This is a genomic window from Alteromonas sp. G4i35 (genome assembly GCF_054960375.1).
This window is the reverse complement of the sequence record NZ_JBHNZD010000017.1, coordinates 18,388-35,484: the sequence shown is the minus strand read 5'-3', so window position 1 is coordinate 35,484 and position 17,097 is coordinate 18,388. Positions and strand designations below refer to the sequence as shown.

Sequence of the window (17,097 nt, the reverse complement as noted above, 5' to 3'; positions counted from 1 at the left end):
TCATGTCATCGCCATTTATTCATTTACGTGTTCACAGCGACTTTTCGATGATGGACGGCCTGAATAAGGTTAAACCTATTCTAGGTAAAGTGGCCGCGCTTGGCATGCCTGCCGTGGCGATCACCGACCAAATGAATATGTGTGGCTTGGTAAAATTTTATTCAGAAGCACATAACTTAGGTATCAAACCCATCATCGGTACCGATTTTTGGGTTACCAATGAAGTCTTTGGCGATGAACCTTTCAGACTAACCCTTATTGCAATGAACAATGAGGGATATAAGAACATTACAATTCTTATCTCCAAGGCCTACCTTCGTGGGCACCTCTCACACCGAGCGGTCATTGATCAAGAATGGTTGGCAGAGCACAGTGAAGGTGTGATTGCGTTATCGGGTGCACAGCATGGTGATGTTGGTGTGGGTTTAATGAAAAACAACGCCAAAATTCTCGATAGTGCCCTTGAGTTTTATCAAACTCATTTTCCCGACCGCTTTTATTTAGAGCTTATTAGAACCGGTAGACAAGGTGAGGAAGATTACTTGCACCTTGCCGTGGAGCTTGCTGAGCAGCGCGGCTTACCCGTGGTTGCCACCAATGAAGTGTGCTTTATTGATCGTGAAGGCTTTGATGCTCACGAAATTCGTGTATGTATTCATGATGGCTACACGCTTGATGATAACCGCCGCCCTAAACGATACAGCGACCAGCAATATCTGCGCACTGCTGAGGAAATGGTTGAGTTATTTAGCGACATTCCTGAAGCCATAGAAAATACGGTTGAAATTGCCAAGCGCTGTAACGTTACCGTACGGTTAAACGAGTACTTCTTGCCGCAATTTCCAACCGGCGGCATGACCACCGAAGACTTCTTGGTTAAGGTGTCTGAAGAGGGGTTGGAAGAACGTCTAGAATTTCTATTTCCCGATGAAGAAGTGCGCAAAGCGAAACGTCCAGAGTACGATGACCGACTTCGCATTGAGCTTGAAGTTATCAACCAAATGGGTTTCCCAGGCTACTTCCTTATTGTAATGGAGTTCATTCAGTGGAGTAAGGATAACGGAATTCCGGTAGGGCCAGGGCGGGGTTCTGGTGCGGGTTCACTGGTGGCTTATGCCCTAAAAATTACCGACCTAGACCCGCTTGAATTCGACTTGCTATTCGAACGTTTCTTGAACCCAGAGCGTGTATCCATGCCCGACTTCGACGTCGACTTCTGTATGGATAGACGAGACGAGGTAATCGACCACGTTGCTGAGCTTTATGGGCGTCAGGCGGTATCGCAGATCATTACGTTTGGTACTATGGCGGCAAAAGCGGTAGTGCGCGACGTAGGCCGCGTGCTTGGTCACCCATACGGCTTTGTAGACAGAATCTCAAAGCTGATTCCACCCGATCCAGGTATGACGCTAGAGAAGGCGTTTAAAGCAGAGCCACAGCTACCAGAAGCGTATGAAAGCGATGAGGAAGTGAAAGACCTTATCGATATGGCGCGAATACTTGAAGGGGTTACCAGAAACGCTGGTAAACACGCCGGTGGTGTTGTTATTGCGCCAACCACAATTACTGATTTCTCGCCTTTGTATTGTGATGACGAAGGTAAAAACCCCGTAACCCAGTTCGACAAAAACGACGTTGAAACGGCGGGCTTGGTAAAATTCGACTTCTTAGGTCTTCGTACGCTGACTATTATTCAGTGGGCAATTGATATGATCAAAGAAGGGAAGAACGTTGATGTCGATATCAGCGCTATTCCGCTTGAAGATCCTAAGAGTTTCAGAACCCTACAAAACGCCGAGACAACTGCGGTATTCCAGCTGGAATCTCGCGGTATGAAAGAACTAATTAAGCGCCTTAAACCTGACTGCTTCGAAGATATTATCGCACTGGTGGCCCTTTTCCGTCCGGGCCCGCTGCAATCAGGCATGGTAGATAACTTTATTGACCGTAAGCACGGCCGTGAAGAAATTTCCTACCCCGATGCTGAATATCAGCACGAGTGCTTGAAAGAAATTCTAGAGCCTACCTATGGCATTATCTTGTATCAGGAACAGGTAATGCAGATAGCCCAGGAAATGGCGGGCTACTCGCTGGGCGGCGCTGACTTGCTTCGTCGTGCTATGGGTAAGAAAAAGCCTGAAGAAATGGCCAAGCAGCGCGGCACGTTCGCCGAAGGTGCCAAGGGCAATAATATTGACCCGGACCTTGCTATGAAAATCTTCGACTTGGTAGAAAAGTTCGCGGGTTACGGTTTTAACAAATCTCACTCTGCTGCTTATGCCTTGGTGTCTTACCAAACTTTGTGGCTGAAAGTGCATTATCCTGCAGAATTCATGGCTGCGGTAATGTCGGCAGATATGGATAACACTGATAAAATCGTGACGCTTGTCGATGAATGTGAGCGCATGGGTATCGAAATACTGCCGCCAGATTTAAATGCGGGTAAATACAAATTTACCGTCGATAGCGAAGGTCGCATTGTTTACGGTATCGGTGCGATTAAAGGGGTAGGTGAAGGCCCGATTGAGGCTATTATTGAAGCGCGGGAGACCCAAGGGGCATTTAAAGATCTTTTTGATTTCTGCGCCAAGATAGACATTAAACGGGTAAACAAGCGAGTGCTAGAAAAGCTAGTATTAGCGGGGGCAATGGACAACTTAGGTCCCCATCGCGCTAGCCTTATGGCGAGTTTACCCGAAGCCCTTGCCGCCGCTGGACAGCATGCAAAAGCCGAGTCTTTTGGTCAGTCAGACATGTTTGGCCTACTGACTACCGAGCCAGAAGACGTGAAGCAAGCGTTTGCCGATGTCCCTGAGTGGCCTGAAAAAGTATGGCTAGAAGGTGAAAAAGACACGCTAGGCTTGTACTTAACCGGCCACCCCATCAATCAGTACGCGGAAGAACTGCGTTACTACACCGACGGTCGATTAGTTGATTTAAAACCAACCAACAAAGACCAAATGGCCAGCGCAGTAGGATTGGTGCTTGGTGTGCGTGTTATGACGAACAAGCGGGGTCGTCGCTGGGCCATAGTGACACTGGATGATAAGAGTGCCAGAATAGACGTACGTTTCTTCCCCGATATGTACGAGCAGTTCGAAAGTGTGTTAGAAACTGACAGAATATTGCTAATAAAGGGACAGGTCAGCTTTGATGATTTCTCTGGGGGCAATACAATCACCGCCCGTGATGTAATGGACATTGTTCAGGCACGAGAGAAAAACGCGAGAGCGCTGGCACTTAATATTGATACCCAGCTGCTTGAACCGAAGAAAATGAGTCAGATGCAATCTATCCTGCAGGCATTTAACGGCGGAAGTTGTCCTGTTCAGTTAGCGGTAACCCATCCAGACGCTGAAGTAATCTTAGCGTGTGGTGCAAGATGGTACGTTACCCCTGAAGACCAACTTTTGCACGATCTCAAACAATGTTTGGGAGACAAAGCCGTTTCAATTCTCTACCATTAAGGGTAAGAGTTCGATAGATTGGACATCTCGCGTTTGCATAGACGAGCGTAGTACGAATAGGACATGAAATGAGTATACAGTTTTTGGACTTTGAACAGCCAATAGCCGAACTAGAAGCAAAAATTGAAGAGCTTAGGTTGGTGAATCAAGGTGGCGAGTTTGACGTTGGTATTGAAGAAGAAATCAATAAGCTTCGCGGTAAAAGCGCAGAGCTGACTAAAAAGATCTTTTCTGATCTTGGCGCATGGCAAGTTTCTCAACTTGCACGTCACCCAATGCGTCCATACACGTTAGATTACATTCCTCGTATTTTTACAGAATTCGACGAGCTTGCTGGTGATCGCGCATTTGCTGACGATAAAGCGATTGTTGGTGGCCCAGCAATGCTAGATGATCAGCCGGTGATGATTATTGGTCATCAGAAAGGGCGTGACACCAACGAAAAAATTAAGCGTAACTTCGGTATGCCTAAACCAGAAGGTTATCGTAAAGCCCTGCGTCTTATGAAGATGGCTGAGCGCTTTAACATGCCTATCATCACTTTTATCGATACGCCCGGAGCGTATCCAGGTGTTGGTGCTGAAGAGCGCGGCCAAAGTGAAGCAATCGCGAAAAATTTATTCGAAATGGCTGAGCTTACTGTTCCAATCGTGTGTACCGTAATCGGTGAAGGTGGTTCAGGTGGTGCACTCGCGATTGGTGTTGGCGATCGCGTTAATATGCTTCAATATTCTACGTACTCGGTTATTTCACCAGAAGGTTGTGCGTCTATTTTGTGGAAAAGCGCAGAAAAAGCCCCACTCGCTGCTGAAGCGATGGGCGTAAGTGCGCCACAAATTAAAGAGCTAGGCCTGATTAACAGCATTGTTGAAGAGCCTTTAGGTGGTGCGCATCGCGATCATAATGGCATGGCGGCTAATTTGAAGGCGGTCATTAAGCAGCAGCTTAACCAGCTTAACCAGCTTAAAGAGCTAGATAAGACTAAATTGATGGAAGAGCGTTACCAGCGTTTGATGTCGTTCGGTTATTGCTAAGTTCATTGAGAAAACTAGCATGAAAGGTGCATTTAGCCGTTATGTACAGCTGCGTTCTATCAGTTTAAACGCTTGCTATAAAAACTAGCGAGCGGCGGCTTAATTCATGTCGGTCATGTAATGTCGTATACGAACAAGGGGGTTGTTTACCAAAGGTAACCAACCCCCTTGTGTTATTAGAAAGTGTGTTATTAGAAAGCCAGTGCTTAGCCAAATACAAAGTTAAACCTCAGTAAAATATAGCGTTGAAAGAATAAGGTATTACCGGTCTGTGACCCCTCTACAATCCCCAACAATCGAACATATCGTCAACCGCATAGCGACATCTCTCACTGATGTAGAGCTACCACTTCAAACGCCACTCGTCGTTGCTTACAGCGGTGGTGTGGATTCGACAGTTCTGCTCCAAGCCGTTATTGCGTATAGGGAGCAGTTTGATAGCCCAATTTATGCTGTACATGTACATCACGGTTTAAGTGATAATGCCGAACAGTGGGCAAAGCACTGCGAATTACAGTGTCGTCTTGAAGACGTAGCATTTCATTTGTATCGAGTTGATGTTGATACGGGGTCGAGAAAAAGCCTGGAAGCAGAAGCGCGTAAGGTTCGATACAACGCATTGTTAGAAGTGTGTGACCAAATAGGCGGTGTACTGTTATTGGGACAACATGCCGAAGATCAGCTTGAAACCGTATTGCTTCAGCTTAAACGCGGTGCTGGTCCTCAGGGCTTAGCGGGTATGGGAGAAGTTCAGTACCGAGGTGACACCTTGATAATGCGCCCTATGCTAGCACTAGAGAAAGCCGAGATTGTGGCTTATGCCGAAGAGGAAATGTTGCAGTGGGTTGAGGATGAATCTAATCAGCAAAATAGCTTTGATAGGAACTTCTTAAGGAACGAAATTATACCTCACTTGCTGGCCAGATGGCCCAAGTTAACCAAAACCGTGGGGCGCAGCGCCGAGCTTTGTGCTGAGCAAAGTGCACTAGTCAGCGATTCTGCCCAAAAATGTTTTGAAGATTGTAAACGCACAGATCTCAGGCTCGACGGGCAACAACTCACTGCATTGTCTTTACCTTGGCAGGCTATGGTCATTCGCGCGTGGTTTCGAGCTCAAGGCGAGCTGTCGCCCTCAAAAGCGCAGACAGACCAAGTGCTTGCTATGTTAAAAGCAAAGCATGATGCAACCCCTGAAGTGAACTTTAAATGGGGCAGGGTCATACGGTTTGACCAAGACCTTTATTGGGTGGTGAACGCTACTCATGAAGTACCGCAAAACTTAAAATTAGTGCCAAACCAAAATATCGCGCTTCCTTGGCTTAGAGGTCATATTCGAATTGCAGTACCAAAGGCGCGAGAAGAAGATACCGTTTCTCTGCAAACCAATGCTCGCTACCTTAAAGTAAAGCCAGAAAATGCGAACGTATCTAAGTTGCTGAAAGAATGGTTTAAGGTATGGCGCGTGCCAAGATGGGAGCGAAACGGCGTGCCGGCAATCTTGATTAACGACGAGCCTGTCGCACTGATTGTTGAAGGACGTTGTGTTTATCTGCAGCCCAAAGCGCCAGATATAGAAATAACCTTTAGTCTCGACTGAATCTATGTAGCACTAAAAGTGCCGTTTTTTGAAAGGGCTAGATACTCTTGCTTATGGTATCCATGGCAATAATGTGCAAAAGCGGCATTGCTTTGCCGCCATCCTGATAAATTCGAATCGCGACGTTACGCTGCGTGATAGCTATTTTTTCCAGAATTTTTCACGCGATACAGGGCGTTGTCAGCACGGTCAAATAGGCTACTCATCGTATCGCCGTCGCGATAAATCGCGCCGCCAAGGCTGGTTGATACGCCTAAGCGAGATAAGTAGCTAGAGCTATTGATACTCATTTGAATACGCTGGGCTGCACAAGCTAGCTGCTGTTGCGACTGACAGTCTAGCAAACAACAAAACTCATCGCCGCCATAGCGAAATGCTTCGTCTTCGTCTCGCAGGACGTTAGATAAATGTGATGCAACATGGACAAGTACTTTGTCACCTTCGCCATGACCAAAATTATCGTTCACATACTTAAAGTTGTCTAAGTCGATCACCAAAAGTGCGAAAGGATCATCGTGTCTTTGCGCCCAGCCAAGTTGTCTTGTCATTGACTGCTCAAAGCCCGCTCGGTTACCTAAGCCAGTTAACACATCTTTAGTCGCCATCTGTTGCACACGCATCAATGAAAGAGCGTGCTTTACTTGTTTTCCAAATAAATCATGCAGTTGGAATAGACTCTCCCGTTGCGATAACGACAAGGGTGAACTAATGTAGTAATAGACATGAGCTTGATCGCCATTAACGGCATTGGCACCTTGTAGTGGTAAATCAATGAGTGTTGACGATATCTTTGCATTACCGTACACCCAACGCGAGTCAAAGTCAGACAAGCTAAACCCGACAATAGGTAACAACGTGTTTAGCTGCTGAAAATACACGCCACCTAGCTCTTGTAGTTCAAGAGTAGAAAGTAGCTGCGTGATAAAGCCTGATAATTCACTAAAAGAGAGTGATTTACCTGTGCTCTCAGCAGGGTAAAAATTGTTATGTTGTGTGCTATCGTAGACTGACGTTGAAAAATCCACAGTAGTGCCCCTATACAAAATGCGTTGATATGCAAAGAAACAAGTGTCAAAGCCCTGACGTTTCTGTGGCCACATCTGCATTTTCGCGGAATTTATGGCGATCACAGCGGCAAAACTTGCCGGATCTGCATTTACACAGGGGATTTTGCAAACTAGATGCCAACAAAGTGTTTCAGGCACTAGTCTTTAGTTTAAAGCGTAAAATCGCCTGATTTATCGCGCTTGTTTTACAAATGGAAGTTTATGTAGCTTTAGGAGGTAGTGTGGGGACGAGCTTTTTAAATATCGTGATATTGATGTTCATTTCGGTATGTGCGGTCGCATTATTTAAACGCATTCATCTCCCTCCTATTCTTGCTTATCTGTTTGCCGGCGTACTCGCGGGTCCACAACTATTATCTGTATTTGCCCACCCAGAAGAAATGCACCTGCTCGCTGAAGTGGGCATAGTGTTTTTGCTCTTTTCACTTGGTCTTGAGTTCTCGTTACCTAAATTGTTGGCAATGCGCTCTTTAGTATTCGGTGTAGGATTAGGGCAAATGGTGTTTACCACGGCAGTGTTTACCTGTGTTCCTCTGTTTCTCGGCATTCCAATGAGTGCGTCCATCATTATTGGTGGTACGCTGGCGTTAAGCTCAACCGCTATTGTAATTAAGCAAGCTACCGAAATGGGCATTCTTAATAACAGGCGTACACAATTAGCGGTGAGTATCTTACTCTTTCAAGACTTAGCGGTGGTTCCGTTCCTAATTGCTATTCCTCTTTTAGCCCAGACTGGTGAAGTAAGTATTGCGCTAGCTTTAGGCGAGGCGTTGCTTAAAGGTGTGTTTGTCATTGCGTTTCTAATGTCAGTGGGTAAGTGGTTACTACCTTGGGTGTTTAGAGAGGTAGCAAGAACAAGGACTGACGAGCTGTTTGTTCTGACCACTATATTGATTGCCCTATTGGCAGGAGGGCTAACTTACTACTTCGGGCTATCCATGGCGCTAGGCGCTTTCTTGGCGGGTATGATGTTGGGGGAAAGCCAATACAAGTATCAACTTGAAGCCGACATTCGTCCGTTTCGAGATATTTTAATGGGGTTATTTTTTGTTACCGTGGGTATGCAGTTAGAACTCACTGTACTGTGGAACAGCCTGTTTGAGATTGTTTTTGGCGTTTTTGCTTTGATGATAGTTAAAGTCATTTTAGTAAGAGGCGCATCTCTATTAGTTAAAACCGATGCAATAGATGGCTGGTCTGCTGGGGTTAAACTTTGTCAGATTGGCGAGTTTAGTTTTGTAATTGCTGCGCTTGCTACGACACACGGCGTGTTAACGTCAGAGCAGTCATCGCTGATTGTGTGCATGGGTGTAATCAGTATGGCGTTAACCCCGTGGCTTATGAATAACAGCGTCACCATAGCAAGGCGTATTGTTAACAAGGATATCTCGTTCGATGACAATGTGAGCTTTGGTAATGCAGAGCCGTTAACCAACCACGTCATTATTTGTGGGTTTGGCCGCGTTGGACAGTCGGTAGCTCGCATGCTGAAAATGGAAGGCATTCATTTTGTTGCCATAGATATGGATCCTGTCAGAGTACACGAGAGTCGAAACGCGGGAGAGCCCGTCATCTTCGGTGATGCGAGTCAAAAAGATATATTGATTACTGCCAATGTAGAAGGTGCCAAGCTTGTGCTTGTTACGTTTGATCAAGTCGATAAGGCCAAGCAGGTGATAACGCAGACCCGAAGCATTACGAGCACTATAGATGTTATGGTGCGTACCAAACGAGACTACCAGCTTGAAAGCCTATACAGCGCGGGTGCCAATCAAGTCGTGCCAGAGCTGCAAGAGGGGAGCTTGATGTTGGTATCGCAGGTGCTGCATTACGCCGGCGTGCCAATGTCTCGTATTTTAAAGCGGGTGCGAGCTGAGAGAAAAGGTCGCTACGATCATATGCACGGCTTTTACCCGGGAGAAACAACAGAGATCACCTATGGCACAGAAGACAAGTTAGAGTTTATCCATGCTGTGGTGTTGTCCGAACACGCTTCCTGTATTGGCAAAGCCATAAAAGATATCGATTTCTCGAGAATGCGAGTAGCGATTAAGGGCCTAAGACGGGATGGAAATGAAGTTAAAGACCCAGACCAAGACGCTATTTTGCAAGCCCATGACGTGCTAGTGATTGCGGGTAAACCCCGGCGTGTGGAGCGAGCAGAGCGAAAACTATTAGAAGGGAGCTAGCACGCAGTTAAACTTAGCGTTGTTTAATCTAGCGCGCTTGCCATGGAACGTGTGTTGAATTACGTGAGTTCAAGCTTACGCTACGCGGTCGCTTTCTAAGTCTGCAAATTGCTTTTTTAGGTCGTAGCGCTCGTCTGTCACTATCTTCTCAAGCACAGAAACTCGTTCCTTAAGCTCTGCAATTTCGGCTTTATAAGCATCGGTTTCTTTGCTGCTAAGTTTCTTCTTACTTTTGTCTTTTGCACTTTCGACAATGGTAACTAAGGCCCAGGCACAAATGGCTACTATTGCAATCGCGGTCATATTCACGGTGGTATCCCTCACAAATGGCTTTAAAACAGTGTAGGTGAAAATTTGGCCTGTTGCCTAATTCACCCCGTATTTAGTTAAATACTTATCGGTAAAATTACTGCTTCGCTTCAGGTACTATAGCGGTTATCTAACATACTTTTTAGTAAAAAATGTAACCTGTTAAGTCCATCACACTAGCAGTGTTATAATGAGAGATTGCAAGTAGGTTGCCAAGTGACAAAAGTCATTACTTTCTAAGAAGTTAGAATGTTTACCTAAGCTAATACAAAATAAATGTTAATGAATTTCACCAAGTAAAGTAGCAAAATTGACGAATGAGTGACCAAAATAGCAACCGTCCAACACCAAACTTCGACCTTGCAAACAAGCAAACGCAAGAAAAAGAGGCTGTGCAGGAGCCGTTGACTGAAATCGCAATGGAAGACATCGCGACAGAAGAAGACATAATGTGGGTGAGGCATGCGTTAACGCTTGCCGATAAGGCTGAGTCGATTGGTGAGGTGCCAGTCGGCGCCTGCGTAGTATTAAACGGTGAGCTTATCGGTGAAGGCTTCAATACGCCGATAACGGATAATGACCCATCTGCGCATGCAGAGCTACGCGCTGTTAAAGAAGCAGCAGCTGCGGTGCAAAACTACCGACTTATTGATGCTACGTTGTATGTGACATTAGAGCCCTGCTCTATGTGCGCAGGTATGCTGGTACATGCACGGGTAAAGCGGGTGGTGTTTGGCGCAAAGGATGCGAAGACAGGCGCTGCGGGCTCGGTCATGAACTTATTGCAACATCCTGCGCTTAATCATCAACTTGAGGTTGTATCTGGCGTATTAGCTGACGAATGTGCTAACAAATTGTCAGATTTTTTTCGCAAGCGCAGGAAAGAAATAAAGGCTGCCAAAAAGGCGAAAAGACTGCTAGAGGGTGATGCTTCAAGCTAATTTATAGCGTTGCCTGAAGTTGTGCTTATTAGTGTTTTCGCCCATTTGGTATGTACCGGTTACATGGTCAATCATTGTGAACCAGATGGCATAGAGGTGGCTTAGCCAGGCGTACGGGTTAACTGAGTGAACATATCGCTGGTAACAAATAGCTTGCGGCGCTGAAGTACTTTTTGGTGACAACGCTTGAGCATAAGTCTGCGTCTGTTGTTGTTTTTCAATTTTATTCCTTTTTTCATAAATCGATTTTTTTTCATTTGTTCTCCTTTCTCGCGTTGTGGCCACTTTATGTTTTTCGTGACCACTTTTCTTCCTTCGTGCGCAGCTCTCTTTATTTGAACAAGTCTCACGTTATTCGAGAGATGTTGTCATTTAAGAGCTGCAGCTCTTCTAGAGCTTGTCATCGTTGAGAAAATAATTATTACTGAGAAAGTAAGTCAGTGTCTGACTAACTTCTTTTTAGGGTACAGTACAAAGATGACATCGAAATGACAGTTTTCAAGAGAGAAGCAAGGTGAACTGCGTCAAATTTTTCCTTGTTCGTCCAACCATACTAAGCTGTCATAATAACGACGAATATTTTCCACATACTGTAACGCTTCATCGCCTCTTGCATAGCCATAGCGAGTAGTACGGTAATATTTCTTTTGCCTAAGCTGTGGCAAGCGACGCTTTACATCTACCCAAAGGTCTGGATTGCCACCTTGTTGCTCGGTAAGAATGCGTGCGTCTTCTAAATGGCCCATACCGATATTATACGACGCCATAGCCATCCAGGTTCTATCTGGCTCGCTAATTCGCGCAGGTATGCGATTGAGCAAACTGGCAAAATAACGAGAGCCTCCGCGAATGCTTTGTTCAGGATCGGTTCTGTCATCTACGTTCCAGTCACTTGCCGTATCCATGGTGAGCATCATTAGACCGCGAACGCCAGTTCTTGAAATAGCGTCACTGTCCCAGTGACTTTCTTGATAACTCATGGCCGCAAGCAGTCGCCAGTCTAATTCACCTGCATACTGTTGAAATAAGGGTTTGTATTGGGCAAGTGCTGTCTCGGCGGCATAATTAAACGCACGACTGTCGACGTAATCAAACTGGCGAATATGGCCAAAGTACTTGTCTTCTAACACCGTAAACCAGCCTGACTGATGTACAGTACCAAAATATTCAATCAGCGCAGCTTTCACGGAGTCATCTTGATGTAATGGGAGCGCCCACGCCATCGGCATATCTTCATTAAGGGTTTTTGCCACGGCTAAGTTAGGATATCGCCTGCGTTGAAGGGCTAGACGGTTACTGTCTGCTACCGTATAAGCAATGTCGCCATTGGCAACTTGTTGTAACAGTTCTTCGGAGTCAGAATCTTCGGTGGTAACAAGTTGGGTTTTTATTATTGGGCTTTCACTATCACTTGCTTGGTCGGTTACCTGGCCTAATAAACTAGACAGTAAGTGAGCTTGGCTGCTACCTGCCACAGTAACAATAGGGGCATCAAGTTCTAATAAGTCTCTAGGTCTCGATGTCCCTGCTTGGAAGACGAGCTCTTGTTGAACGTGTTGATAGGCTGGACCGTAAGCAAAACGACTTTTAAGTGAAGGCGTTACCGCATCGCCTGTCGCGACAATGTCCAGATTACCTTCTTCTAACTGTTCTAACATGACTTCATAGCTGTAGAAGGGGTAAAGGTCGAGCGTCACGCCAAGGTAATCGGCAAATCCTGCCAGCAGTTCATATTCAAAACCCTGCGGCCCCTCTGCGCCGTTATAAAATGTTCCTGCACCATAAACAGTTCCGACGCGGATCGACTCTCGTTCCAACAATGAAGAAAGGGCAGTGGGAACAGAAGGAACGCCACAACTCATAACAGCAATAGATAATATGATTATTAATTGTAGTTTTAATCGTTTTTTATAGTCTTGTGACTGCATAGACCTTTACTTGTTGTCATTAAACCATCTAAGTTTAAAAAAAAGTTCATGTAAGCGCGTTATGAGGTTACTTACTGCGCATAATTACTCTATAATCCGCGCCGAAATACTCATCAATCCAAGAGGCAACGCGTCGCATTGGTGGTCGTTGTTTCTAACAAACCAGGTAAATCAATATGTTGGTCCTTCGAGGCGCTCCTGCACTATCAGAGTTTAACCAAACTAAACTGATTGCAAAGCTGGGTCAATCCGGCGTTAGGGTTAAAAACCTATATAGCGAATATGTTCACCTAGTCGATTCCCAAGGTGACTTGTCTAAGCAGCAAATAGAGATACTCGAGAAGCTGCTCACTTACGGCCCCGCGAGGCAAGCACAAACCCCTTCTGGAACCTTCTTCCTCATTACTCCTCGCCCCGGCACTATCTCTCCCTGGTCTTCTAAAGCCACCGACATCGCTCACAACTGCAGTCTAAAAAATATCAACCGCATAGAACGTGGTTGTGCGTTTTATATAGAAACAGAAAACGGTGTGAGTGAAGATGATTTTGCGCTTATCGCTAGTTTCTTACACGACAGAATGACCGAATCAGTGTTCACCAATACTGATGAAGCTGCGGTACTCTTTTCACATACCGAAGCCAATACTTTTACCAGTGTAGATGTATTAGGCGAAGGCAAAGACGCGCTAGTTAATGCAAATGTGTCGTTAGGCCTTGCTTTAGCTGATGATGAGATTGACTACCTGTTTGATAGCTTTACTAAGCTAGGCAGAAACCCGACTGACGTTGAACTTTATATGTTTGCGCAAGCAAACTCTGAACACTGTCGCCACAAAATTTTTAACGCTAGCTGGACCATTGATGGCGAGGACCAAGAGAAGTCGCTGTTTAAAATGATCAAAAACACCTACGAGTTGTTACCTGATCACGTGTATTCAGCTTACAAAGACAACGCAGCGGTAATGGAAGGGTGGCAAGCAGGTCGTTTCTTCCCGAACCCGCAGTCACACCAATACGAATACCATCATGAAAACATTGATATTTTGATGAAGGTAGAAACCCATAATCACCCAACGGCAATTTCACCTTTCCCAGGTGCGGCAACAGGCTCTGGTGGTGAAATCCGTGATGAAGGTGCTACTGGTCGTGGTTCAAAACCTAAAGCGGGTTTGGTTGGTTTTACCGTATCTAACTTACGTATTCCTGGTGCTGAACAGCCGTGGGAATTCGAATACGGCAAGCCACAGCGCATTGTAAGCGCCCTTGATATTATGCTTGAAGGCCCACTAGGTGGCGCAGCGTTTAACAACGAGTTTGGTCGTCCTGCGCTACTGGGTTATTTCCGTACCTTTGAACAAGAAGTCAATAGCTTCAACGGTGTTGAAGTGCGCGGCTATCACAAACCTATTATGTTAGCTGGTGGTTTAGGTAATATTCGTCGCGAGCATATTGAAAAAGGCGAAATTACGGTAGGCGCTAAGCTTATTGTGCTTGGCGGCCCTGCAATGAACATTGGTCTTGGCGGCGGTGCAGCCTCATCAATGGCATCTGGCCAGTCAAACGAAGATTTAGACTTCGCTTCAGTACAGCGAGACAACCCTGAAATGGAGCGTCGCTGTCAGGAAGTGATTGATGCATGTTGGCAGTTGGGGGATAACAACCCTATTCAGTTTATCCACGATGTGGGCGCAGGTGGTCTTTCAAATGCACTGCCTGAGCTGGTTAATGACGGTGGCCGCGGCGGTAACTTTGAACTTAGAAAAGTATTGTCAGATGAGCCAGGTATGACACCTCTGGAGCTATGGTGTAACGAATCCCAAGAGCGCTATGTTTTATCTGTCGCGCCTGAAAATATGCCAGTGTTCGAAGCAATTTGTGCCCGCGAACGCGCGCCGTTTGCTGTGGTTGGTGAAGCCACTGCCGAGCAGCACCTCAACCTGAACGACAGCCAGTTTGACAACAAACCTATCGATATGCCTCTTGATGTACTTTTAGGCAAGCCGCCTAAAATGCACCGCGACGTAAACTCGACCAAGGTTAGCTCGCCAGCACTAGACGAGGCAGGCATTACCTTAAGTGATGCAGCAAATCGCATTTTATCTTTGCCTACCGTGGCAGAGAAAACCTTCCTTATCACCATTGGCGACCGTTCGGTTACCGGCCTTGTAAGTCGCGATCAAATGGTAGGCCCATGGCAGGTGCCAGTGGCAGATGTGGCGGTTACTGCAACAGCGTTTGACACCTACCACGGTGAAGCGATGTCGATGGGTGAGCGTACGCCTGTCGCGTTACTATCGCACGGCGCGTCTGCACGTCTTGCTGTGGGTGAAGCGTTAACCAATATTGCCGCAGCAAACATCGGCGATATTAAGCGCATTAAACTGTCAGCAAACTGGATGGCAGCAGCTGGACACCCAGGTGAAGATGCGGGTCTTTATGAAGCGGTTAAAGCAGTGGGTGAGGAGCTTTGCCCAGAGCTAGGCCTAACCATTCCTGTGGGTAAAGACTCTATGTCGATGAAAACCGCATGGAATGAAAACGGTGAAGATAAAGCGGTGACTTCTCCGCTATCACTCGTTATCTCTGCCTTTGGCGCAGTAAAAGATATTCGCAAAACCCTAACGCCTCAGCTACGTACAGACAAAGGCGCAAGCCGCTTGCTGCTACTCGACTTGGGCGAAGGGAAAAATCGCTTGGGCGCAAGCTGCCTGGCACAAGTCTATACTCAGCTTGGTGATAGCCCAGCAGATGTGGTCTCTGCAACTCGCCTTAAAGCCTTCTTTGACGCAATGCAGACGTTAATTGAAAAAGGCTTGGTGTGTGCTTATCACGACCGTTCAGACGGTGGCCTGTTTACCACCGTTGCTGAAATGGCCTTTGCTGGTAAAACAGGTGTAAGCATTAACCTTGATAGCCTAGTTGGAAACGACATTGCCGTATTGTTCAATGAAGAACTAGGTGGCGTAATCCAAGTGCTTGAAAGCGATATGGATGCCGTTAACGCAGTACTGACTGAATTCGGTTTAACTGAATTGGCTCACGATATCGGTACGCTTAATAGCACCGACATGATTGAGTTTAGTCGCGGTGGTGTTGCTGTACTTGCAGATAGCCGCGTATCAATGCGTACAACATGGGCACAAACCACGTTTGAAATGCAGAAACTGCGTGATAACCCTGAGTGTGCTGAACAAGAACACGCGGCAAAGCAAGATGCTGCCGACCCAGGTTTGCATGCTGCGTTGTCTTATGATGTAAACGAAGACGTAGCAGCGCCCTATATTGCCAAAGGCGTTAAGCCAAAAGTGGCGATATTAAGAGAGCAGGGCGTAAACTCGCATCTAGAAATGGCGGCTGCATTTACCCGTGCAGGCTTTGATGCTATCGATATGCACATGAGTGACGTGTTGGCGGGTCGCATTACTCTTGAACAGTTTGCGGGCCTTGCGGCTTGTGGCGGTTTCTCTTACGGCGATGTATTAGGTGCAGGTGAAGGTTGGGCGAAATCTATATTGTTTAACAGCATGGCTCGCGATCAATTCGAAGGCTTCTTCAACCGTAACGATACGTTCAGCTTAGGTGTGTGTAACGGCTGTCAGATGCTGTCGAACCTTAAATCACTGATTCCAGGTACTGAGCATTGGCCACATTTCGTGACCAATCAGTCGGCGCGATTTGAAGCTCGTGTTGCAATGGTCGAAGTGATGGAGTCTAAGTCTGTGCTGCTTGATGGCATGGCAGGTTCGCGTATGCCTATTGCAGTGTCGCACGGTGAAGGTCAAGCTGAATTTGCCAATGACAACGCGCTGTCACAAGTAGGCGCGCAGGTGGCGATGCGTTATGTAGACAACTACGGCAAGCCAACCATGCAATATCCGGCAAACCCGAATGGTTCACCGCAGGGGATCACAGGCTTAACTTCACAGGACGGGCGAAGCACAATTATGATGCCGCACCCTGAACGTGTATTCAGAGCCGTGGCAAACTCGTGGCGTCCAGACGATTGGCAAGAAGATGGTGCGTGGATGCGTATCTTCAGAAATGCCCGTAAATTTGTTGGGTAACAAAGCACTGTTAGTTCGATAAAAACAGGGGGAAACCCCTGTTTATCTTTCGAAAAAATACTGTTTAATAAACGTTCATACCATAAATAGGTGTCAAAGCTTTGGCAAAGTGTCAAAAATCTGATTTTTGCCCTTGTCATCAGTTTGTCACTGATCTATTGTAGTGCAAGCAAGGAATGCGATTAGGTTACAGGAGTTGAGTTAGGGTTGTACCAGTGAAAGGCATGCGCCAGCTGGTTTAAATAATAAGAGACGACCGATGAATCGTTCTTCTAAAGGGTTTGGCTTAACCGGAGTGGCTGTAGCTGTAGTGCTGATGTTCGTAACTGCTGTTTTTAGCACATCTGCGAAGTCTGCCGAAGCTCCAACAACGCTAAGTGTGCAGTCTTCAGTTAAGTAGTCTGAAAGAAAAATTCTAACGCCCGTATCAAGTTGCTTGATACGGGCGCTAATCATTAGGGGACAATAAAAACGTTCAGCATATAGCGCTTCATGAGAAAA

Annotated in this window: 11 protein-coding genes; 7 read left to right on the top strand and 4 right to left on the bottom strand. The window is 46.3% G+C overall.

Annotated elements, in window-relative coordinates; all coding sequences use genetic code 11:
- The first annotated feature begins 2 nt into the window (after positions 1 to 2).
- From dnaE to tilS, 3 genes are all read left to right on the top strand, one after another.
- Entirely contained in the window at positions 3 to 3,467 is a 3,465-nt protein-coding gene (dnaE, locus tag ACFI6L_RS12295; RefSeq protein ID WP_462574109.1) for a DNA polymerase III subunit alpha, read from the top strand.
- Positions 3,468 to 3,535: 68 nt separating this feature from the next.
- Positions 3,536 to 4,501, top strand: a complete 966-nt coding sequence (accA, locus tag ACFI6L_RS12290) for an acetyl-CoA carboxylase carboxyl transferase subunit alpha (protein WP_462574108.1) — start codon at positions 3,536 to 3,538, stop codon at positions 4,499 to 4,501.
- Positions 4,502 to 4,772: 271 nt separating this feature from the next.
- Positions 4,773 to 6,098, top strand: a complete 1,326-nt coding sequence (tilS, locus tag ACFI6L_RS12285; RefSeq protein WP_462574107.1) for a tRNA lysidine(34) synthetase TilS — start codon at positions 4,773 to 4,775, stop codon at positions 6,096 to 6,098.
- Positions 6,099 to 6,223: 125 nt separating this feature from the next.
- On the opposite strand, the gene ACFI6L_RS12280 is transcribed toward tilS, so the two are convergent.
- Positions 6,224 to 7,123 carry a GGDEF domain-containing protein gene (locus ACFI6L_RS12280; RefSeq protein WP_014975856.1) on the bottom strand — a complete coding sequence of 300 codons (900 nt, stop codon included), beginning with the start codon at positions 7,121 to 7,123 and terminating at the stop codon, positions 6,224 to 6,226.
- Positions 7,124 to 7,386: 263 nt separating this feature from the next.
- On the opposite strand from ACFI6L_RS12280, the gene ACFI6L_RS12275 reads away from it, so the two are divergent.
- A complete protein-coding gene (locus ACFI6L_RS12275) occupies positions 7,387 to 9,354 on the top strand; it encodes a cation:proton antiporter domain-containing protein (protein WP_462574106.1) in 1,968 nt (655 codons plus the stop codon).
- Between the two features lie 75 nt (positions 9,355 to 9,429).
- Here the strand turns inward: ACFI6L_RS12275 and ACFI6L_RS12270 are convergent, their stop codons facing one another.
- Positions 9,430 to 9,657 carry a hypothetical protein gene (locus ACFI6L_RS12270; RefSeq protein ID WP_014975858.1) on the bottom strand — a complete coding sequence of 76 codons (228 nt, stop codon included), beginning with the start codon at positions 9,655 to 9,657 and terminating at the stop codon, positions 9,430 to 9,432.
- A 323-nt stretch (positions 9,658 to 9,980) separates the two neighbouring features.
- Here ACFI6L_RS12270 and tadA point away from each other — a divergent pair, with 323 nt between their 5' ends.
- Entirely contained in the window at positions 9,981 to 10,604 is a 624-nt protein-coding gene (tadA, locus tag ACFI6L_RS12265; protein WP_371342030.1) for a tRNA adenosine(34) deaminase TadA, read from the top strand.
- A gap of 101 nt (positions 10,605 to 10,705) precedes the next feature.
- On the opposite strand, the gene ACFI6L_RS12260 is transcribed toward tadA, so the two are convergent.
- Positions 10,706 to 10,861: a hypothetical protein gene (locus tag ACFI6L_RS12260; RefSeq protein ID WP_014975860.1), complete on the bottom strand. Its 156-nt coding sequence runs from the start codon at positions 10,859 to 10,861 to the stop codon at positions 10,706 to 10,708.
- A gap of 267 nt (positions 10,862 to 11,128) precedes the next feature.
- On the bottom strand, positions 11,129 to 12,532 hold the full coding sequence (mltF, locus tag ACFI6L_RS12255; RefSeq protein ID WP_069943872.1) for a membrane-bound lytic murein transglycosylase MltF: 1,404 nt from the start codon (positions 12,530 to 12,532) through the stop codon (positions 11,129 to 11,131).
- A gap of 176 nt (positions 12,533 to 12,708) precedes the next feature.
- Between mltF and purL the strand changes: the two genes are divergently transcribed.
- Positions 12,709 to 16,596, top strand: a complete 3,888-nt coding sequence (gene purL / locus ACFI6L_RS12250; protein ID WP_239299923.1) for a phosphoribosylformylglycinamidine synthase — start codon at positions 12,709 to 12,711, stop codon at positions 16,594 to 16,596.
- A 259-nt stretch (positions 16,597 to 16,855) separates the two neighbouring features.
- Positions 16,856 to 16,996: a hypothetical protein gene (locus ACFI6L_RS12245; protein ID WP_162889815.1), complete on the top strand. Its 141-nt coding sequence runs from the start codon at positions 16,856 to 16,858 to the stop codon at positions 16,994 to 16,996.
- The last annotated feature ends 101 nt before the right edge of the window (positions 16,997 to 17,097 follow it).

Coding starts and splice junctions, on each gene's coding strand:
- dnaE (WP_462574109.1), top strand. CDS start 3: ATGTCATCGCCATTTATTCATTTACGTGTTCACAGCGACTTTTCGATG.
- accA (WP_462574108.1), top strand. CDS start 3,536: ATGAGTATACAGTTTTTGGACTTTGAACAGCCAATAGCCGAACTAGAA.
- ACFI6L_RS12270 (WP_014975858.1), bottom strand. CDS start 9,657: ATGACCGCGATTGCAATAGTAGCCATTTGTGCCTGGGCCTTAGTTACC.
- tadA (WP_371342030.1), top strand. CDS start 9,981: ATGAGTGACCAAAATAGCAACCGTCCAACACCAAACTTCGACCTTGCA.
- ACFI6L_RS12260 (WP_014975860.1), bottom strand. CDS start 10,861: ATGAAAAAAAATCGATTTATGAAAAAAGGAATAAAATTGAAAAACAAC.
- mltF (WP_069943872.1), bottom strand. CDS start 12,532: ATGCAGTCACAAGACTATAAAAAACGATTAAAACTACAATTAATAATC.
- purL (WP_239299923.1), top strand. CDS start 12,709: ATGTTGGTCCTTCGAGGCGCTCCTGCACTATCAGAGTTTAACCAAACT.
- ACFI6L_RS12245 (WP_162889815.1), top strand. CDS start 16,856: ATGAATCGTTCTTCTAAAGGGTTTGGCTTAACCGGAGTGGCTGTAGCT.